19 protein-coding genes and 3 tRNA genes are annotated in these 19574 nt (G+C 65.0%); 8 read left to right on the top strand and 14 right to left on the bottom strand.

What is annotated here, in order from left to right; all coding sequences use genetic code 11:
• Positions 1-11: 11 nt before the first annotated feature.
• The gene (gene orn, locus G7Y82_RS13950; RefSeq protein WP_168148751.1) at positions 12-566 is read right to left on the bottom strand and encodes an oligoribonuclease; all 555 of its coding nucleotides are present in this window, start codon (positions 564-566) and stop codon (positions 12-14) included.
• A 131-nt stretch (positions 567-697) separates the two neighbouring features.
• Between orn and G7Y82_RS13945 the strand changes: the two genes are divergently transcribed.
• Positions 698-1033, top strand: a complete 336-nt coding sequence (locus tag G7Y82_RS13945; protein WP_168148750.1) for a 4a-hydroxytetrahydrobiopterin dehydratase — start codon at positions 698-700, stop codon at positions 1031-1033.
• A 30-nt stretch (positions 1034-1063) separates the two neighbouring features.
• Here G7Y82_RS13945 and recR read toward each other — a convergent pair whose 3' ends face one another.
• The 3 genes from recR to ppsR all read right to left on the bottom strand — a co-directional run bounded on the left by recR (position 1064) and on the right by ppsR (position 4370).
• Positions 1064-1663 carry a recombination mediator RecR gene (gene recR, locus G7Y82_RS13940; RefSeq protein ID WP_168148749.1) on the bottom strand — a complete coding sequence of 200 codons (600 nt, stop codon included), beginning with the start codon at positions 1661-1663 and terminating at the stop codon, positions 1064-1066.
• An 86-nt stretch (positions 1664-1749) separates the two neighbouring features.
• Entirely contained in the window at positions 1750-3447 is a 1698-nt protein-coding gene (locus G7Y82_RS13935) for an alkaline phosphatase D family protein (RefSeq protein ID WP_168148748.1), read from the bottom strand.
• A gap of 104 nt (positions 3448-3551) precedes the next feature.
• A complete protein-coding gene (ppsR, locus tag G7Y82_RS13930; RefSeq protein ID WP_168148747.1) occupies positions 3552-4370 on the bottom strand; it encodes a posphoenolpyruvate synthetase regulatory kinase/phosphorylase PpsR in 819 nt (272 codons plus the stop codon).
• Positions 4371-4589: 219 nt separating this feature from the next.
• Here ppsR and ppsA point away from each other — a divergent pair, with 219 nt between their 5' ends.
• Complete coding sequence (ppsA, locus tag G7Y82_RS13925) at positions 4590-6926, top strand: phosphoenolpyruvate synthase (protein ID WP_240954305.1); 2337 nt, start codon at positions 4590-4592, stop codon at positions 6924-6926.
• Positions 6923-7597: a ribonuclease T2 family protein gene (locus G7Y82_RS13920; RefSeq protein ID WP_168148745.1), complete on the top strand. Its 675-nt coding sequence runs from the start codon at positions 6923-6925 to the stop codon at positions 7595-7597. Before ppsA ends, G7Y82_RS13920 begins: the two co-directional genes overlap by 4 nt.
• Before the next feature lie 92 nt (positions 7598-7689).
• Here the strand turns inward: G7Y82_RS13920 and G7Y82_RS13915 are convergent.
• The 5 genes from G7Y82_RS13915 to cysC all read right to left on the bottom strand — a co-directional run bounded on the left by G7Y82_RS13915 (position 7690) and on the right by cysC (position 10906).
• A tRNA-Glu gene (locus G7Y82_RS13915) sits at positions 7690-7765 on the bottom strand.
• A gap of 16 nt (positions 7766-7781) precedes the next feature.
• Positions 7782-7857 (bottom strand) — tRNA-Ala (locus G7Y82_RS13910).
• A 134-nt stretch (positions 7858-7991) separates the two neighbouring features.
• A complete protein-coding gene (locus tag G7Y82_RS13905) occupies positions 7992-8960 on the bottom strand; it encodes a DHH family phosphoesterase (protein WP_168148744.1) in 969 nt (322 codons plus the stop codon).
• 105 nt (positions 8961-9065) lie between these two features.
• Positions 9066-10253, bottom strand: a complete 1188-nt coding sequence (gene sat / locus G7Y82_RS13900; protein ID WP_168148743.1) for a sulfate adenylyltransferase — start codon at positions 10251-10253, stop codon at positions 9066-9068.
• A gap of 35 nt (positions 10254-10288) precedes the next feature.
• Positions 10289-10906 (bottom strand): adenylyl-sulfate kinase, encoded by a 618-nt coding sequence (gene cysC / locus G7Y82_RS13895; RefSeq protein ID WP_168148742.1) that lies wholly within the window; start codon positions 10904-10906, stop codon positions 10289-10291.
• A 140-nt stretch (positions 10907-11046) separates the two neighbouring features.
• Between cysC and G7Y82_RS13890 the strand changes: the two genes are divergently transcribed.
• Positions 11047-11937, top strand: a complete 891-nt coding sequence (locus G7Y82_RS13890) for a LysR family transcriptional regulator (RefSeq protein ID WP_168148741.1) — start codon at positions 11047-11049, stop codon at positions 11935-11937.
• A 6-nt stretch (positions 11938-11943) separates the two neighbouring features.
• Here the strand turns inward: G7Y82_RS13890 and G7Y82_RS13885 are convergent, their stop codons facing one another.
• From G7Y82_RS13885 to G7Y82_RS13865, 5 genes are all read right to left on the bottom strand, one after another.
• Positions 11944-12417 (bottom strand): thermonuclease family protein, encoded by a 474-nt coding sequence (locus G7Y82_RS13885; protein ID WP_168148740.1) that lies wholly within the window; start codon positions 12415-12417, stop codon positions 11944-11946.
• A gap of 52 nt (positions 12418-12469) precedes the next feature.
• Positions 12470-13741 carry an ATP-dependent Clp protease ATP-binding subunit ClpX gene (gene clpX, locus G7Y82_RS13880; protein WP_168148739.1) on the bottom strand — a complete coding sequence of 424 codons (1272 nt, stop codon included), beginning with the start codon at positions 13739-13741 and terminating at the stop codon, positions 12470-12472.
• 90 nt (positions 13742-13831) lie between these two features.
• Positions 13832-14461 (bottom strand): ATP-dependent Clp endopeptidase proteolytic subunit ClpP, encoded by a 630-nt coding sequence (gene clpP / locus G7Y82_RS13875; RefSeq protein ID WP_168148738.1) that lies wholly within the window; start codon positions 14459-14461, stop codon positions 13832-13834.
• Positions 14462-14568: 107 nt separating this feature from the next.
• Positions 14569-15900 (bottom strand): trigger factor, encoded by a 1332-nt coding sequence (gene tig, locus G7Y82_RS13870; RefSeq protein WP_168148737.1) that lies wholly within the window; start codon positions 15898-15900, stop codon positions 14569-14571.
• A 40-nt stretch (positions 15901-15940) separates the two neighbouring features.
• Positions 15941-16025: transfer RNA gene (locus G7Y82_RS13865), tRNA-Leu, on the bottom strand.
• Positions 16026-16164: 139 nt separating this feature from the next.
• Here G7Y82_RS13865 and hemP point away from each other — a divergent pair.
• The 4 genes from hemP (at position 16165) to G7Y82_RS13845 (ending at position 19427) form a co-directional block, all read left to right on the top strand.
• Complete coding sequence (gene hemP, locus G7Y82_RS13860; RefSeq protein WP_168148736.1) at positions 16165-16344, top strand: hemin uptake protein HemP; 180 nt, start codon at positions 16165-16167, stop codon at positions 16342-16344.
• Positions 16345-16415: 71 nt separating this feature from the next.
• The gene (locus tag G7Y82_RS13855; protein ID WP_168148735.1) at positions 16416-17453 is read left to right on the top strand and encodes a FecCD family ABC transporter permease; all 1038 of its coding nucleotides are present in this window, start codon (positions 16416-16418) and stop codon (positions 17451-17453) included.
• Positions 17453-18265: a heme ABC transporter ATP-binding protein gene (locus G7Y82_RS13850; RefSeq protein WP_168148734.1), complete on the top strand. Its 813-nt coding sequence runs from the start codon at positions 17453-17455 to the stop codon at positions 18263-18265. The genes G7Y82_RS13855 and G7Y82_RS13850 overlap by 1 nt, the downstream gene beginning before the upstream one ends.
• Positions 18266-18281: 16 nt before the next feature.
• The gene (locus tag G7Y82_RS13845; protein WP_168148733.1) at positions 18282-19427 is read left to right on the top strand and encodes an acyl-CoA dehydrogenase family protein; all 1146 of its coding nucleotides are present in this window, start codon (positions 18282-18284) and stop codon (positions 19425-19427) included.
• The last annotated feature ends 147 nt before the right edge of the window (positions 19428-19574 follow it).

Here is a 19574-nt window from a genome sequence, read left to right as displayed (position 1 = left end):
ATTCAGCCGCGTCAGATGGCCGGAAAGCGCAGGAAGTGGTTGCGGTAGTAGCGCAGCTCCTCGATCGACTCCTTGATGTCGTCGAGCGCCAGATGCTTGCTCTGCTTGTTGTAGCCGCGCGCGATTTCCGGCGCCCAGCGCGAGCACAGCTCCTTGAGCGTGCTGACATCGAGATTGCGGTAGTGGAAGAAGCGTTCCAGCGCCGGCATCCAGCGCGCCAGAAACCGCCGATCCTGACAGATCGAATTGCCGCACATCGGTGATTTTCCGGCCGGCACCCACTTTTCGAGAAACGCAATCGTCTCGCGCTCGGCCTGCGCGTCGTCGATCTCGCTGTCCTTGACGCGCTTGATCAGCCCCGACCGCCCATGCTGGTTGACGTTCCAGTCATCCATGATCGCCAACTCCTCCGGCTCGCGGCGCAGTGCCAGCACGGGGCCCTCGGCCAGCACCGTCAGGTGCACGTCGGTCACGACCGTCGCGATCTCGATGATGCGATGCTGCTCCGGAACCAGGCCGGTCATTTCCAGATCGATCCAGATGAGATGCTGCGGATTCTGGTTCACAGGCAATCGTTCGCTTTTGTCGGCGGCAGGGAGAACGAGTGTATCGGCCGTTCATCCAGATGCAAAAATTTAATCCGCGACCGCAGCCCGTTCCCCGACTAAAATCACGGACTGCACTGCCGGAATTGACCATGAAAGAACTCGCTGAACGTCGCTGCAAGCCCTGTGAAGGCGGAGTCCCGTCACTCGATCTGGCGGCTGCGGCGAAGCTCAAGGAACAGCTCGAATCACGCTGGAAGTGGGCGCGCGAAGGCAAGGCCGTCGAAGCGCTGTTCCAGTTCGACAACTACTGGCAGACCACCGCCTTCGTCAACGCCGTGGCGTGGATCGCCCACACCTCGGACCATCATCCGGACATCAGCTTCGGCTACAACACCTGCAGCGTGCGCTACTGGACACATGCGGTCGATGGCCTGACGGAGAATGACTTCATCTGCGCCGCCAAGGTGGACGCCCTGCTCGAATAAGCGCGGACAGGCGCCGGGCACTTCCGCCACTCAGACGGGCTGGCGACCGCTCAGCGCATGCGACAGCGTGCCGCCGTCGACGTATTCGAGTTCACCGCCCATCGGCACGCCGTGCGCAATGCGCGTGACACGAATGCCGCGGCTCTTGGCCATTTCGGCGAGGTAGTAGGCCGTCGCCTCGCCCTCGACGGTCGGGTTGGTGGCGATGATCAGTTCCTGCACATCGCCCTCGCCCAGCGTCTCGGCCAGCCGCGGCAGGCCCAACTCGTCGGGCCCCATGCCATCCAGCGGCGACAAGCGCCCCATCAGCACGAAGTAACGGCCGCGAAACGGCGTGCCCTGCTCGATGGCGACGAGATCGGCCGGCCCTTCGACGACGCAGAGCTGCCCACTCTGACGCCGTGCCGGTCCGCAGTAACGGCATTCGTCGTCCTCTTTGAACATCCGGCAATCCGGGCAGCGGGCGATGCCGGACAGCGCATCGTCGAGCGCCGTTGCCAGCAGCCGCGCCGCATCGCGGTCGCGATCGAGCAAATGAAAGGCCATGCGCTGCGCAGATTTCGGGCCGACGCCCGGCAGGCGTCGCAGCGCATCGATCAAGCGGGTCAGGCGCGGACTGTAGAGGCTCACGGCGTCAGGGCGCGGGCAGAAACAACAAGGATCATCCGCACAGAATACCCGCAATAACGTCCGCGCCGCTGCGGCCAGCGCCCGGTTCAGCTGACCAGCGGCGGCGCATCCAGGGCCGGTTCGGTTGCCGCATCGGCAGCCACAAGATGATGGCTGCCCGCCGCCACGACATAGCCGGCGCCGAAGCTCTCGCCGTCGCTGGTCGCGGCCACGGTGTCGACGTACCACCACTCGCCCTGTGTGCGCTCCGGCGTGATGTCGAGCAACAGATATCCCTTCTGCGCCAGGTCGATGTACTTCATGTGCGGGTTCATGGCCTGAATCACCGGCGATAGTTGCGCCAGCGCTTCCAGACCGGGCGACGTCACCGACGTGCTGACGAACTCGACGCCGAGCGAGCCCTCGCCAGTGAGCGGGTTGTAGACCAGCGGATTGGCCGGATCGCGCGACAGGTCCATGCCCCACGAGGTGTGGATGTCGCCGGTCAGCACCACGGGATTCGACACCTGGTAAGCCTCGAGCAGGTCGAACACCCGTGAGCGCTCGGCGCCGTAGCCATCCCATTGGTCGGTGTTGATGACCAGCCCGCCAGTGCTGATGACCGGCAGTCCTTGCAACAACTCCTGCAGCTGCGCGACCGGGATGTTGGTCAGCACCGACAGCTCCGGCAGGCTCGGAATGCGCAGCTGACCGAACATCACCTGCTGACCGATGATCTTCCAGGTCACCCCCGGCGCCGCCAGCTCGTTGCCGAGATAGGCCATCTGCGTCGGGCCGATCAGCGTGCGCGCCTCGTCGTTGATCGAACTGGCGTCGGTCAGACCGGCCTGCAGATCGCGGTCGTAGAGACGCGTGTCCAGCATCACGAAGTCGGCGAGATCGCCGTAGCGGAAGGTGCGGAAAATGCGCGTGCGCGTGGTCGGATCGATCTGGCGGATCGGCATCCACTCGTAATACGCCTGGATGCCGGCCGCCTTGCGGTCGGTCCACGCCCCTTCGGCGCCTTCGGTGTGATTGTTGGCGCCGTCACGCCAGGAGTTGTCGGCAGTCTCGTGGTCGTCCCAGACCGCGATCATCGGATGCTGGCGGTGCATGGCCTGCACATCGGCGTCCTGCTTGTACTGCGCGTGCCGGGTACGGTAATCGTCCAACGTCAGGATTTCGTAGGACGGCTCGTAGTCGCGCACATCGCCGTATTCGCCGGTGCCGTACTCGTAGATGTAGTCGCCCAGATGCAGGATCACGTCGAGGTCGGCGCGCTGCGCGAGCCGGCCGTAGGCGTTGAAATATCCGTGCGCAAGGCTCGCACAGGAAACGACGCCGACGCGCAGGCGCTGCACGCTACCGTCGGCCGCCGTCTTGGTACGGCCGACCGGAGAGTCCGCCGCGCCTGCCGAAAAGCGGTAGTAGTACGTGACGCCGGGTTCCAGGCCCGTCGCGTCGACCTTCACCGTATAGTCCCGCGAGGCGTCGGTCGTCGTACTACCGCGCAGCACCACATCGGCCAGGCTCGTGTCGCGCGCCACCACGTAGTCGACAGCCTGCGACTGTTCGATGCCGCTGACGCGGGTCCACAGCATCACCGCATCCGGCAGCGGGTCGCCACTGGCGACGCCATGACGGAACTCGGCCTTGCTGCCGCCGGAACGCCCGCCCGGCGCGTCGCTGGAACCGCAGCCCGGCAACAGCGGCAGCAGCCCGGCGGCGGCCGACGACATGCCGGCCTTTTTCAGAAACGCACGACGCGAATAGCCGCGACGGCGCGGCTTGCGAGGACCCGACATGGAAGCTCCCTGATTCCCTGAACCGGCGCGCTGCATGGCGGCCGCAAACCGGGGAGCCTAATGTGCAATCATTTCAATGATTTGACTGACAAAGCCGTCAGAAATTAATTCAAACGACGCAGGTTCTTCTCCTGCATGACGGTCGCGGCGATCTCCTCGACCGACATGTTCGACGAGTCCACCGACGGGATGCCGAGCCGGTCATAGAGCTGACTGGCCTGCCGCAACTCGTACGAGCACTGCGCCAGCGATGCATAGCGCGAGCCCGGTCGGCGCTCGTTGCGGATCTGCGCGAGCCGTTCGGGATCGATGGTCAGACCGAAGCACAGATGCTCACGGCCCTGCAGGGTCTTGGGCACCTTGAGGTTTTCGAGATCGTCTTCGGTCAGCGGAAAATTGGCGGCGTAAATACCGTGCTGCAGCGCCAGATACAGACTGGTCGGTGTCTTGCCGCAGCGCGACGGGGCAATGAGGATCACGTCGGCCTTGTCGAGCTCGCGCGTCGACGCACCGTCGTCGTGCTCCATCGTGTAGTTCATCGCCGCGATCCGCGCGTTGTAGCGCGCGGTGTTGGCGCCGCCGTGCGCGCGGCCGGTGGCGTGCGACGAATCCTGACCGACCTCAGCCTCCAGGACATGGATGAAATGATCAAAAAGATCGAGGAACAAGCCATTGACGTTACGGAGAATTTCCCGCACTTCGTCGTTAACGGTCGTACTAAAGACCAGCGGCCGCATTCCCGTCTCGGTCGCGACGAAATTGATATAGTCGACTATGCTGCGCGCCCGCTCAGCGGAGTTGATGAATGGAAGCGTCGTTTTTTCGAGCGCCAAGCCATCGAATTGCGTCAACAACGTGTTGCCGAGAGTTTCGGCCGTAATGCCGGTGCCATCGGAAACGAAGAAAACGGATCGCTGTGTCATTCGCGCAGTGTCTTGTTTTTCGAGCGGATTTGCCAGCCGGGGACCATCGGCGAGCTGGCCGCCCGGTCTTTAGCCATGCTTTTTCAGTTTTGAGACAGTGTCGAGCAAGGATATTCGAGGCGTTTGCCCTTCAGCCCCGAGGTTCCCGACGTGCACAACCCCACCCATCAGCGAGATTCAATTGTGACCCGTAACGTCCTCTGGTACTCCGAACTTGGCATGCACGACGTCGAAATCGTCGGCGGCAAGAATGCCTCGCTCGGCGAAATGATCCGCAATCTGGCGCAGTCCGGCGTCCGGGTTCCCAACGGCTTTGCGACAACCGCCGATGCGTATCGCCAGTTTCTGACGTACGAAGGTCTGGCCGACCGCATCAACGGCATGCTGTCGTCACTGGACGTCGATGACGTTGCCGCGCTGGCCAAGACCGGCAAGGCGATCCGCGAAGCCGTGCTCAAGGCGCCCTTCCCGGCCGACCTGGAGAAAGACATCCGCTCGCATTACGACGAGCTGGTCGCCGAATCCGGCAAGGAAATTTCGGTCGCCGTGCGTTCATCGGCCACCGCCGAGGATCTGCCGGACGCCTCGTTCGCCGGTCAGCAGGAGACCTTCCTCAACGTCCAGGGCATCGACAATGTCCTGCACGCGATCAAGGAGGTGTTCGCGTCGCTGTACAACGATCGCGCGATCGCCTATCGCGTTCACCACAATTTCGATCACGCCTCGGTCGCACTGTCGGCCGGCGTGCAGCGCATGGTCCGCTCGGACCTCGGCGCTTCCGGCGTCATGTTCACGATGGACACCGAATCGGGCTTCCGTGAGGCGGTGTTCGTGACGTCGAGCTACGGCCTCGGTGAAGCCGTCGTGCAGGGTTCGGTGAACCCGGACGAGTTCTACGTCTACAAGCCGAACATTCGCGCCAAGAAGCCGGCGATCCTCAAGCGCGGCCTCGGCGAGAAAGCCAAGAAGCTGATCTACTCGGCCGACAAGTCGATCGGCAAGACCATCGAATTCGCGCAGGTCTCGACCGAGGAGCGCAACCGCTTCTCGCTGAACGATGCGGAAGTCGAGGCGCTGGCCGTGCAGGCGCTGACGATCGAGGAGCACTACGGCCGGCCGATGGACATCGAGTGGGGCAAGGACGGCGTCGACGGCCAGCTCTACATCCTGCAGGCGCGTCCGGAGACCGTGCAGTCGCGCGCGTCGGCCAACGTGCTGCGCCGCTACAAGCTCAAGGGCAAGGGGCCGAAGCTGACCGAGGGCCGCGCGATCGGCCAGAAGATCGGTGCCGGCACCGTGCGCATGCTCAACTCGATCGAGGAAATGCATCGCGTGCAGGCCGGCGACGTACTCGTCACCGACATGACCGACCCGGACTGGGAGCCGATCATGAAGCGCGCCAGCGCGATCGTCACCAACCGCGGCGGCCGCACCTGCCACGCGGCGATCATTGCCCGTGAGCTGGGCATTCCGGCGGTCGTCGGCTGCGGCAATGCCACCGACATCCTCAAGGACGGCGCCAAGGTCACGGTCTCGTGCGCCGAGGGCGACACCGGCTTCGTCTACGAGGGCAACATCGACTTCGCCGTCGACGAGATCGCGCTCGACAAGATGCCGGACGTCCCGGTCAAGATCATGATGAACGTCGGCACGCCCGAGCAGGCGTTCGACTTCGCATCACTGCCGAACAAGGGCGTTGGCCTGGCCCGCCTCGAATTCATCATCAACCGCCAGATCGGCATTCACCCGCAGGCGCTGCTGGAACTCGACAAGCAGCCGGCCGATCTGCGTCGCATCATCGACCCGATGATCGCGCCGTACGGCGATCCGATCGAATACTTCGTCAAGCGCCTCGCCGAAGGCGTGGCGACCATCGCCGCCGCGTTCGCGCCGGAACCGGTGATCGTGCGCATGTCGGACTTCAAGTCCAACGAATACGCCAACCTGATCGCCGGCAAGCGCTACGAGCCGCACGAAGAGAACCCGATGATCGGCTTCCGTGGCGCGTCGCGCTACATCGCCGAATCGTTCCGCCCGTGCTTCGAACTCGAGTGCCGAGCCCTCAAGTACGTACGCGACGAGATGGGCCTGACCAACGTCAAGATCATGATCCCGTTCGTGCGCACGATCGACGAGGCGCGTCAGGTCAACGAGATTCTCGCGGCCAACGGCCTCAAGCGCGGCGACAACGGCCTGCAGCTGATCATGATGTGCGAGCTGCCGAGCAACGCCGTGCTCGCCGACAAGTTCCTCGAATACTTCGACGGATTCTCGATCGGCTCCAACGACATGACGCAGCTGACGCTGGGCCTGGACCGCGACTCGGGTCTGATCGCGCATCTGTTCGACGAGCGCGACGAAGCGGTCAAACGCATGCTGCACATGGCGATCGACGCCTGCCGCAAGCAGGGCAAGTACATCGGCATCTGCGGCCAGGGCCCGTCCGACCATCCGGATCTGGCGCGCTGGTTGCTCGACGAGGGCATCGAGTCGATGTCGCTGAATCCGGACACGGTCGTCGAGACCTGGCTGTTCCTGGCTGGACAGAAGGCTTGACGACAACGCCACGTCAGGCGCGACACCCGCTGCTGGCAGCGCTCTGCGGAGCGCTGCTCGCCGCGAGCTGCAGTTCGCAATCGATCACGGCCGGGGCTAGCCCCGGCCGTTTTGATTATTGGGTCCTGACGCTGTCGTGGCTCCCAGAGTTCTGCAAGAACAATCTCGCCGAAGACATGTGCCAGCGCGGCGACGAGAGCGGCTTTTTCGTCTATGGGCTGGCGCCGAAGAACGAGCACGGTGATTCGCCGGAAGACTGCGGGCCGCGCCTGGCGCGCGTTGATGATGCCGTCATCGACGACATGCAGGCGTTGATGCTCGACCATCGGCGCATCCAGCACGAGTGGCGTCAACACGGCAGCTGCTCGGGCCTCGATCAGCGCGCCTATTTCGACACCATCGACCGCGCCCGGCGACAGCTGGAAATACCATCGTCCTTTGATCGGACCGACGAGCAGGCGGTCACCACACGCTCGGCGCTGCTCGATGCGCTACAGCAGACCAATCCACGATTCGAACGCAACGACTTCGCGTTGAATTGCGCCGGGCACTGGCTGCGCGAGGTGAAGATCTGCTACGGACGCGACATGCAGCCGCATGAATGCCTGGCCGAGGTCGAAGACGACTGCGACGGCAAGATCAAGCTACGCGCGCGCAGCAGCTACAACTAAGCCAGCGTCGCTGCGAGAGCGGACAACAAAAAAGCCAGCGCTAGGCTGGCTTTTTTACGTGTGCCGCGTCGCATGCACACGTCATGCAGATCTGGCGTCCCCACGGGGATTCGAACCCCGGTACTTACCGTGAAAGGGTAATGTCCTAGGCCTCTAGACGATGGGGACGAGGCAGTCCTGAATTTGGTGGAGCTAGTCGGGATCGAACCGACGACCTCTTGCATGCCATGCAAGCGCTCTCCCAGCTGAGCTATAGCCCCACGACAGGGGCGCGCATTATACCCAATGAAAGCACGTTGAAAAGCCTCTTTGCGATATTTTCTTTTCAGCCTGTCTGAAACCCCGATCGAGGGGCCGGCAACCAGCCCCGTCGACCATTGTTTCCAGCACGATTTCAGATCGCAAACTGCGTGGTGAACGCGTCGGTGAATGCCCCCAGCTGATCGGCCGGCAGGTCGTTGACGCCCGCCGCCGCCGCGCGACCGCCGCCGGTCGGGAACTGCCGGCACAGCTCGTCGGCGCCCTTTTTGCGGTTCAGCGGCGCGCGCACGCTGATCAGGTAGTGGCCGTTGGCCTTCTCGGTCAGCACCGCGTGCGCGCGGTCCGGATGCTGGTTGGTCAGGTCATTGCTGTAGACGCCGCTGACGCGACGTGCCCACGGCGCATCCGGGAGGATGAATAGCGCGGCATGCGCGGTCGACGTCGTTTCCGGCTGCGTCGCCGCGGCGCGGCCCATGTCCGTCGCATAGCCGTCGGCCAGCTTGGCGAAATGCTCATGGCCATCGCCGCCGATGAAGCCGAACGGCGACTCGTGCTGGCTGACCAAGCGGAACAGCGCGTCCGGCGCGAAATGCAGGTCGCCGACCGACTCGCCGTAGCCGTTGTAGTTCAGGTACGTGCCGAGGTCTTCGAGCTGGCGCAGTTGCTCCGCATTGATCTCGAGGCCCTTGGCCATCGTCTCGGCGCTCTTCTTGAGGTTGTCGCCGAACGCACCAACCACGGCCCAGGCCAGGTAGCGGTTCTTCAGGTGGCCGTTGACGAGCAGGCTGGTACAGACGTCCGGCGCCTCGTTGATGAGGGCCGTCAGACGCTCACCGGTCGGCAGCTCGCCGGCATAGTGATGGTCGACGTAGAGCAGCTCGGCCCCGGACGCCAGCAGGCGCACGACGCCGTCGCGGTTCTTGTCGAGCGAGATGTCGAGTACGGTGACGCGATCGCCGGCGCCGGCCTCGACCTGCGCCAGCAGCGCGATGTCGCGCTTCACGCCCGTCACCAGGCGCGCGTCGCGCGGTTCGGCCAAGCGCAGCTGCGTCAGCGCACAGATGCCATCGGCATCACCATTGAAGACATCGATATCGGCCATGCCGGTCTCCGTTCGGAATCAGGGATCCACAATGCAGCGGATCGAAAAAAGGCCGCGCCCTGCGGTAAAGGCGCGGCCTGAATCAAGCAGCAACAGCGCCGGCGATCAGCCGTCGATGCTCTGGTAGTACGCCATCAGCACCTTGGCCACTTCCGGGCGCGAGAACTCCGGCGGCGGCGCAATGCCCTTGCCGAGCATTTCGCGGACCTTGGTGCCGGACAGCGCGATGAAGTCTTCCTTGGTGTGATCCGGCGCCTCGCGCATCATCACCACGCGGTCGAGCTTCTTGCTGTACGCGGTGTTGTCGGCGCGGAAGATCTCGATGTCGAGGGCACCGGCCGGCACCTTCTCGTCGAAGATTGTCTGCGCATCGAACGGGCCGTAGTAATCGCCGACGCCGGCGTGATCGCGGCCGACGATCAAATAGCTGGCGCCCATGTTCTGGCGGAACACCGCGTGCAGCACCGCCTCGCGCGGGCCGGCATAGAGCATGTCGAAGCCGTAGCCGGTGATCATCACCGTGTTCTTCGGGAAGTAATTCTCGACCATCGTGCGGATGCAGGCATCGCGCACCGGCGCCGGGATGTCGCCCTTCTTCAGCTTGCCGAGCAGCATGTGGATGACAATGCCATCGGTGCCGAGGCGCTCGTGCGCCATGCGGCACAGTTCCTCGTGCGCGCGATGCATCGGATTGCGCGTCTGGAACGCGACGACCTTGTTCCAGCCACGCTCGGCGATCTCGTTACGGATTTCGACGGCGGTGCGGAAGGTATCCGGGAACTCGCTCTGGAAATAGCTGAAGTTCAGCACATCGACCGGGCCAGACAGCATCGTGTTGCCGAGCGACAAAAAAGTCTGCACGCCCGGATGGCCGTCGTCGAGGTTGCCGAAGATGTCCTTGGCCATGTCGCGCAACTGCTCGTCGGTCACCGTCTCGACGGCCTGCACGTCCATCACCGCCAGCACCGGGTGACCTTCGACGTTCGGGTCGCGCAGCGCGATGCGCTGACCGGCCTGAATGCCCGACTCCTTGGTGATGTTGACGATCGGCACCGGCCAGAACAGACCCGATGTGGTCTTCAGGTCCTTGGCCACCGACAGCGCATCGGCCAGGTTCATGTAGCCGGACAGCGGGTTGAAGTAGCCGGCGCCGAGCATCACGGCGTTGGCGGCGGCAGCCGAGTTCAGCAGTAGGCTCGGCAGCGACTCGGCCTCCTTGCTCAGGGCCTCGTGCTTGACGGTGTCGTAGACGAAACGCGGCTGCAGCGCGTCGGAACCGTGGGGCTTGATCATGTTCGTTGAGATTTTTCTTGCGGATACAGGTGGATTCAGGCGGCGACGATGCCGCGCTCGGCGAGCAGCTTGAGCAGCGCTTCGACTTCGGCTTCGAGGCTCATCTCGTGGCTCGGAAGCACGATTTCCGGCTGCGCCGGCGCCTCGTACGGGTCATCGATGCCGGTGAAATTCTTGATCTGGCCGGCGCGCGCCTTCTTGTACAGACCCTTGGGGTCGCGCTTCTCGGCTTCTTCGAGCGGCACGTCGACGTAAACCTCGATGAAGGCCATGCCCGATTCCTCGTGCAGCTTGCGCACCAGATCACGGTCGGCGCGATACGGCGAGACGAAGCTCGACAGCACGATCACGCCGGCGTCGACGAACAGCTTGGCGACCTCGCCGATGCGGCGGATGTTCTCGGCGCGGTCCTCGGCCGAAAACCCGAGGTTCTTGTTGATGCCCATGCGCACGTTGTCACCGTCGAGGCGGTAGGCCAGGCGGCCCTGCGCGTGCAGCACCTTTTCGAGCGCCACGGCGACCGTGCTCTTGCCGGAGCCGGACAGGCCGGTGAACCAGATCGTCGCGCCCTGCTGCCCGAGCAGCTTGCCGCGGTCGGCGCGCGTCACCTCGCCTTCGTGCCAATGGACGTTCGTTGCTTTCTGTTCGGTCATGTGAGGGTGCGGTTCTTGAAGTGATTGCATGCGCATCACGGCGCAAGGGCGCTCATGATAGGCGCCTGACGTCCATATTAAAAATTTAATATATTCAATCAATCGTTCTCTTTTAATCATGCCAAAGCAGGCCGGCGACGATGAATCTCAACCACCTCGCGATCTTCCAGGCGGTGGCCGCCAACAACAGCGTCAGCGGCGGCGCGCGGCACCTGCACATCAGCCAGTCAGCAGTCTCCAAGCAGCTGGCGGAATTCGAACGCGCCCTCGGCGTCAGCCTGTTCCAGCGACTGCCACGCGGCATGCGCCCGACCGAAGCAGGCCGCTTGCTGCTCGGCTACGCCAACCGCCTGTTTGCGATCGAGGCCGAGGCCGAGCAAGTGTTGCGCGATCTGCGCCAGGTGGCGCGCGGCCGTATCGCGATCGGCGCCAGCCGTACGATAGGCGCCTACATGCTGCCCGACGTGCTCGCGGCGTTTCGTCATGACCATCCGGGCGTCGAGCTGGCGCTGCAGGTCGAGAACACCCAAGCGATCGAGGACAAGCTGCTGGCCGGCGAGATCGACATTGGCTTTGCCGAAGGCATCGAGCGCAGCGAAATGCTCGACTATCGCGTCTTCGCGCAGGATGAGTTGGTGGTCATCGCCGCCCCGTCGCATCCGGCGACGCGTCAGCCGCCGACACTGGCACAGCTCACGCGGCTGGGGCTGCTGATGCACGAAACCGGCTCCGGCACGCGCGCCGTCACCGAAAAGGCGCTGGCCGACAAGGGGCTGACCGTGCGTCCGGCGATGACGCTGGCCAGCACCGAGGCGATCAAACATACCGTTGCCACCGGCGTCGGCCTGGCCATCCTCTCGTCACGCGCGGTGCAGACCGAACTGCGTGCGCATACGCTGACCGTGGTGCCGGTCCGCGGCCTGCACATCCGCCGGCCGCTGTATCGCGTGCAGCTCAAGGACGTGGCGCCCGGCCCGACCCTCGAAGCCTTTCTGCCCTATCTGCGCCATGCCGGCGCGACAGCTCATTAACCGCCCTCAATCGTTTCGCGGATGCTCGCGCCGCCACTGCCACGGCGGCTGCGGATTGACATCGGCCCACAGGCCACGGTGCGCAGCTTGTGCGGACCGCAACGCTTGACGGCAGACGTGGGTCGGGCGCTGCCCGCACCAGGCCAGGCCCTGCCCGACCAGCTCGAGCCCGAGATCGTCGTCGCCCACGCGCACCGCCGAGATGATGCGGTGATAGCGATCGACGGCCCGCGATTGCAGCTGCACACGCCGGCCACCGATCAGCCGCGTGAGTGCATCGCGCGAGGCCTCGCCATGGGCCTGATGCAGCTCCGGGGCGTCGATGTCGGCGAAGCGGACCTTGACCGGCGCCGCGTCGCCACAGCGCACGGTGATGGTGTCGCCATCGTGCACGCGCAGCACCGTCGCCGCCGCGCAGTCCCAGGCCGACGCTCGCGCAACCGCGAGCAGTGCCAGGGCCGCCACGATCCGCGCACCCATAGCAAAGAGCCCCGCATTGCGGGGCTCTTGGTGCGGCAATGAAAGCGGAGGCTCAGGCCGCCGTGCTCTCACGCTTGGGCTCGCTGTTCTCGTAGACGATGAACGGCTTGGCCTCGCCTTTCACGACCGCTTCGTCAACGACCACCTTGCTGACATTCTGCATCGACGGCAGGTCGTACATCACGTCCAGCAGCATGTTCTCCATGATCGTGCGCAGACCGCGAGCGCCGGTCTTGCGCTCCTTGGCCTTGCGCGAGATCGCACGCAGCGCGTCCTCGCGGATCTCCAGCTGCACGCCTTCCATCGTGAAGAGCTTGGCGTACTGCTTGACCAGCGCGTTCTTCGGCTCCTTGAGAATCGACATCAGCGCTTCTTCGTCGAGCTCTTCGAGCACCGCGCAGACCGGCAGACGACCGATGAACTCGGGGATCATGCCGAAGCGGATCAGATCGTCCGGCTCGGCCTTGGACATCAGCTGGTTGACGTGCTTGCTGTCCTTGTCCGACTTGACCTCGGCGGCGAAGCCGATGCCGGTGCGCTCGGAGCGCTGCTGGATGACCTTGTCGAGGCCCGCGAACGCGCCGCCGCAGATGAACAGGATGCCGGCCGTGTTGACCTGCAGGAACTCCTGCTGCGGATGCTTGCGCCCACCCTGCGGCGGCACCGAAGCGATCGTGCCTTCGATCAGCTTCAGCAGTGCCTGCTGCACGCCTTCGCCGGACACGTCACGGGTGATGCTCGGGTTTTCGCTCTTGCGCGAGATCTTGTCGATTTCGTCGATGTAGACGATGCCGCGCTGCGCCTTGTCGACGTCGTAGTCGCACTTCTGCAGCAGGCGGGCAATGATGTTCTCGACGTCCTCGCCGACGTAGCCGGCTTCGGTCAGCGTCGTCGCGTCGGCGATCGCGAACGGCACATCGAGCAGGCGCGCCAGCGTTTCGGCCAGCAGCGTCTTGCCCGAACCGGTCGGGCCGATCAGCAAAATGTTCGACTTGGCAATCTCGACACCGTCCGAACCCTTGAGCGACAAGCGCTTGTAATGGTTGTAGACGGCAACCGACAGAATCTTCTTGGCAGTCTCCTGCCCGATCACGTACTCGTCGAGGACCGCGCGGATTTCCTGCGGCTTCGGCAGACCCTTGGTCTGCGGCTTGGCGTGGACCTCCTCGCGAATGATGTCGTTGCACAGGTCGACACATTCATCGCAGATGTACACCGAAGGCCCTGCGATGAGCTTGCGCACCTCGTGCTCGCTCTTGCCGCAAAAGGAGCAATACAGGACCCGACCGCTGTGGGTGCCGTTGCTCCGCGTTTCATTCGTCATCTCACATCCTCATCCGGGCTTCAGTCGCCCGTCGACTCCTGTATAGCACAGGGTCATTTTTCTGCAAAACCGCCGTCGTACGGCGCCCGTTCAGGCGGCTGAACCGCCCCGTTGGACCACCACATGGTCGATCAGACCGTAGTCCTTGGCCTGCTCGACGTTCATGAAGTAATCGCGCTCGACATCGCGCTCGATCTTCTCGAGCGGCTGGCCGGTGTGCTCAGCCATGATGCCGTTGAGCCGCTCGCGCAGATACAGGATCTCGCGGGCCTGAATCTCGATATCGCTGGCCTGGCCCTGCGCGCCGCCGGACGGCTGGTGGATCATCACGCGCGCATTCGGCAGCGCATAGCGCTTGCCCTTGGCACCGGCCGCGAGCAGGAACGCGCCCATGCTGGCCGCCTGACCGACGCACATGGTCGACACATCGGGCTTGATGAACTTCATCGTGTCGTAGATCGACATGCCGGCGGTGATCACGCCGCCCGGCGAGTTGATGTACAGATGAATGTCCTTGTCCGGATTCTCGGACTCGAGGAACAGCAACTGGGCGACGACGAGGTTCGCCATGTAGTCCTCGATCGGCCCGGTGATGAAGATGATCCGTTCCTTCAGCAGCCGCGAATAAATATCGAACGCGCGCTCGCCGCGGGCGGTCTGCTCGACGACCATCGGGACCAGTTGGGCGGAGTGCTGGGCGCGGGTCACAGTATCGGTCATGGCGTGGCTCTGGTTATTGGAGTGAGGAGAACCGCCAGGGTTCCCTTGAGACGCAGTGGAGACGAAAACGCGCCATTCAAGGCGCGTTCTCGATCACCGATTGTGGCTTATTCAGCCGCGGGTTCCGGCGTCGGCGGATTGAGCAGCGTCTCCAGCGACATCGGCACCTCGATCGGCGTCACACCATCGACCAGACTGTCGACGACCTGATCCTCGAGCACCATCGCGCGCAGACCCTGCATCATTTCCGGGCGCGAACGATAGTACGCCTTGACCTGGTCCGGCTGCTCATAGTCGCCGGAGATGCCGTCCAGCGCCGTTTCGACGCGCGCGTTGTCGAGCTTGATGTCACGGGCCTTGATGACCTCGCCGATCAGCAGACCGAGCGCGACGCGCTGCTTGGCGCCCTGCTCGAACAGCGCATCCGGCAGCAGTTCGGCTGCCTTTTCCGGCTCGATGTTGCCCATGTTCATGCGCGCCGCGGCGTCGCTGCGCATGCGCGGGATTTCCTGCTGCACCAGCGCTTCCGGCACATCGATCGGGTTGGCCTTGAGCAACTGTTCCAGCGCCTGGTTCTTCAGGCGGTTGCGCACCGCCTTCTCGCGCTCCTTCTCCAGCGCCTGCTTGCACTTGTCGCGCAGGCCCGCTTCACCGGCGGCCTCGTCGACCTGGTGCGCCTGCAGGAACTCGGCGTCAACGTCCGGCAGCTTCGGCTCACGGACTTCCTTGAGCGTTACTTCGAACTGCGCCGTCTTGCCGCGCAGGTTCTCGGCGCGGTAGTCCTCGGGGAAGTTCACGTCGACCGTGAAGCTCTCGCCCGCAGCGTGGCCGGCGATGCCCTTCTCGAGGTCCGGCAGGAAGCGACCTTCGCCGAGCTCGAACTCGATGTCCTTGCCTTCACCGCCCGGGAACGCCTCGCCGTCGACCTTGCCGAGGAAATCGAGCTTGACGGTATCGCCTTCCCGAGCCGGGCGTTCGACGGCGTCGAACGTGCGGCGAGCCTTGCGCAGGTTGGTGACCAGGCGATCGATGTCGGCATCGGTGATCTCGACCGCCGGCTTTTCGATCTGCAGCGCGTCGAGCGCGCTCAGCGTGATTTCCGGGTAGACCTCGAAGTTCGCGACGTACTCGAACGGCTCGCCGGCCTTCTCGGCCTGGATTTCGATCTGCGGCTGCCCCGCCGGGTTGACGCCGGCCTGGCCCAGCGCTTCCGGGTAGGTCTGCTGGACGATGTCGGAGATCGCTTCCATGCGTGCCGAGGCGCCGTACTGCTGCTCAATGACCTTGCGCGGGGCCTTGCCCGGGCGGAAACCCGGCAGCTTGGCGCGGCGCGCGACATTGTTCAGTCGCTCGTCAACGGCCTTGGCAACTTGGTCGGCGGGGACGCGGACACGCATCTGCCGGCGCAGTCCACCCGGCGAATCGACTTGAACTTCCATTCGTAACACTCTGAAGGCTAATGATTATTAAGAAAAGAACTGGTGCGAAAGGCGAGACTCGAACTCGCACGCCTTGCGGCACGGGAACCTAAATCCCGGGCGTCTACCAATTCCGCCACTCTCGCAAAGGGGCGCAAGTATATCAGTCGCTTGAGCGCTGGCACGGCCCTTCGAATAACCGAACGTGCCGCTGAGGATCCACGGCACCGCTTGACTATGTAATGAGAATCAATATCATCTTCTCACCCACTGAGGAGATGTGCCATGGACGATTTTCGCGCGACGCCCCCTACCACTTCGATCAGCACGCCGATCACCGGCCAGGCGCCTCGTGTGCGTAGCGATGAACTGCTGCGCGGCTTTCGGGAAATCATCATCGAGCACCGCGGCCAGGAGTATCGCCTGCTGCGCACGCGCAATGATCGGCTGATCCTCAACAAATAACGCAGTTCGGACGCAGCGGCGCGGCACATCGGCCGCGCCGCCAGTCGGACGCGCTGGCACAATGCCGGCGCATGACCACCGTCCCCCGCCGCCGCGCGTGGCCCAGCGCGCTGATTCTGATTGCAGGCCTCGCCGTCGTCGTCGTCTGGGCGCTCGGCACCGGGCCCTTTCCGCTGCCCTGGCAGCAGGCCATCAACGTGCTGCTGTCGCCGTCGACCTTGTCGCCGGCCGAGCACAGCGTGCTGTTCACGCTGCGGCTGCCGCGCGTACTCGCGGCGCTGGTTGTCGGCAGCGGTCTGGCGGTCGCCGGCTGCGTCTTTCAGGCGGTCCTCCGCAATCCGCTGGCCGATCCCGGCTTCATCGGCGTGTCCGGCGGCGCGGCCGTTGCGGCCGCCGCCTGCCTGGCCGGGCTCGGGCAGCTGGCCGCCCTGCCGGTGGCGCCGCAGCTGCTGGTCTCGCTGGCTGCACTGGCCGGCGGCATCGGCAGCGCCGTCCTCGTCATTCGCATCGCGCGCGTCGACGGCCAGACCCAGGCGGTGACCCTGCTGCTCGCGGGTCTGGCGATCAATGCCCTGGCCGGCGGCCTGCTCGGCCTGATCGCCTACACCGCCAACGACCCGACGCTACGTGCAATCACGCTGTGGCTGTTCGGCTCACTCGCGCGCGCCGGCTGGCCGGAGCTGGTCATCGGTGCGCCAGCGATCGTGATCGGCATCATCTTGCTCTGGCGTCTGACGCCATCGCTCAACGCGCTATTGCTCGGTGATGCCGAAGCCGGCCATCTGGGCGTCGACGTGCGGCGCTTGCGCATCGTCGCGATCGGCCTGGCGGTGCTGTGCACGGCGATCGCCGTGGCGCTGGCCGGCATCATCGGCTTCGTCGGGCTGATGGTGCCGCACATGCTGCGGCTGTGGATCGGCCCCGACCACCGCCGCCTGCTGCCGCTGTCGGCACTCGGTGGCGCCTTGCTCCTGGCCATCGCCGATACCATGGCGCGCGCTGTCGTCCAGCCCGCCGAAATTCCGGTCGGCATCGTCTGCGCGCTGCTCGGCGCCCCGTTCTTCCTCGGCCTGCTGCTGCGCGACCGCCGCCTGCCGGAGCTGGTCTGATGCTGCGCGCCGAACGGGCTGGCCTGACCCGCAACGGCCAGCGCATCCTCGACGCGATCGACCTGTCTTTCATGCCGGGGCAGCTGCATGCCATCTTCGGCCCCAACGGCGCCGGCAAGTCCAGCCTACTGCGCTTGCTGTCGGCGGAATGGGCGTGCAGCAGCGGCCGCGTCACGCTCGACGACAAGCCGCTGAGCGCTTGGTCCAGCGCCGCGCTGGCACAGCGCCGCGCGCTGCTGCCGCAGCAGCACGGCCTGAGCTTCCCGTTTCTGGCCCATGAGGTGGTCGCGCTCGGCCGCCTGCACGCACGACGCGGCACCGTGACCCGGGAGCGGCAGATCGTCGACGCCGCACTCGAAGCCTGCGGCATGACGCGACTGGCATCTCGCTCGTACGCTGAGCTGTCCGGCGGCGAACGTGCCCGTGTGCAGCTGGCGCGCGTGCTCGCACAGATCTGGGAACCCTCCGACGCACCGCGTTATCTGCTGCTCGACGAGCCGACGGCCCACCTGGACCTCGCCTTCCAGCACGCCTGCCTGGGCCTGGCGCGACGCTGGGCACAGGCAGGCGTCGGCGTCATCGCCGTGCTGCACGATCCGAATCTGGTGCTGGCCTATGCCGATCACGTCAGTGTCATCGCCGACGGCCACCCCATCGCCGGCGGCGCCCCCCGCGGCGTCATCACGCCGGACCTGATGCAGCAGCTTTATGGCCTGCAGGCCGAAGCATTGCACGACACCCGCGACGCGCCGTGGCTGGCAATCCGCGCGGCCGCGAGCGCGGAGTGCAGGCACGCCCAAAATCATCAATAAAGAGAGGAGACCCGTCATGGGCGCCAGCAGCCCCTTCTACACGGCCGAACACGCCGACTTTCGCGAGCAGGTGCGGCGTTTTGTTGCGCGCGAGATCACGCCGCACATCGAGCGCTGGGAAACGGACGGCGAACTGCCGCGCGCACTGCATCGTCTGGCGGCCGACGCCGGGCTGCTGCAGATCGGTTTTCCCGCCGACTGCGGCGGCGTCGACGGCGCCGATCTGTTTTACGAAATCGTCCTGACCGGCGAACTCGCGCGAGCCGGCAGCGGCGGCCTGATCGCCAGCCTGATGTCGCACGGCATCGCCACCCCGCCGGTCGCGGCGCTCGGCAGCGCCGAGCAGAAGAAGCGCTTTGCCGAACCGGTGCTGGCTGGCGACAAGATCGCCGCGCTGGCGATTACCGAACCCGGCGGCGGCTCCGACGTCGCCAATCTGAAAACCCGCGCCGTGCGCGACGGCGAGCACTACGTGGTCGACGGCAGCAAGACCTTCATCACCTCCGGCATGCGCGCCGATTTACTCACCGTCGCGGTGCGCACCGGCGGCGACGGTCTGGGCGGCATCTCGCTGCTGGTGATCGAGGGCGATACGCCGGGGCTGTCGCGCACGCCGCTGCAGAAGATGGGCTGGTGTTGCTCGGACACCGCGACGCTGTATTTCGACGGCTGCCGCGTGCCGGTCGCCAACCGCATCGGCCCGGAGAACCAGGGCTTCGTCGCGATCATGCGCAACTTCAACCACGAGCGGATCATGCTGGCCGCGCAGGCCTGGGCGTTCGCCGAGGTCTGCTACGACGAGTCGCTGGCCTACGCGCGGCAGCGCGAAACCTTCGGCCGGCCACTGATCCAGCGTCAGGTGATCCGCCACAAGCTGGTCGACATGCGCATGCAGATCGACGCGGTGAAGGCGCAGCTCGACCTGCTCGCCTGGCGCGTCATGCAAGGCGATGTGCCGATCGCCGAACTGTGCCTGCTGAAGAATCTGGCGACGTCGACGCTCGAGGCCGTCGCGTCGGAGGCGATGCAGGTGCTCGGCGGCGCCGGCTACCTGCGCGGCAGCGCCGTCGAGCGCATCTACCGCGAAACCAAAGTGCTGACCATCGGCGGCGGCTCGCGCGAGATCATGAAAGACCTCGCCGCGCGGCAGCTCGGTTACTGAGGCGCAGGTCGCGCTGCGGAAGGCGCCGCCGCAACGAAAAAGGCCGGCATGACGCCGGCCTTTTTCTCAGGTGATCCCGCAGCTGCGGGATCAGACCTTGGACTGCAGCTCCGGCACGACCTGGAACAGGTCGCCGACCAGGCCGAA

This window comes from Solimonas marina, from assembly GCF_012241385.1.
GTDB classification, from domain to species: Bacteria; Pseudomonadota; Gammaproteobacteria; order Nevskiales; family Nevskiaceae; genus Solimonas; species Solimonas marina.
The sequence above is the reverse complement of the archived record's forward strand: the minus strand, read 5'-3'. Positions and strand labels throughout refer to the sequence as shown.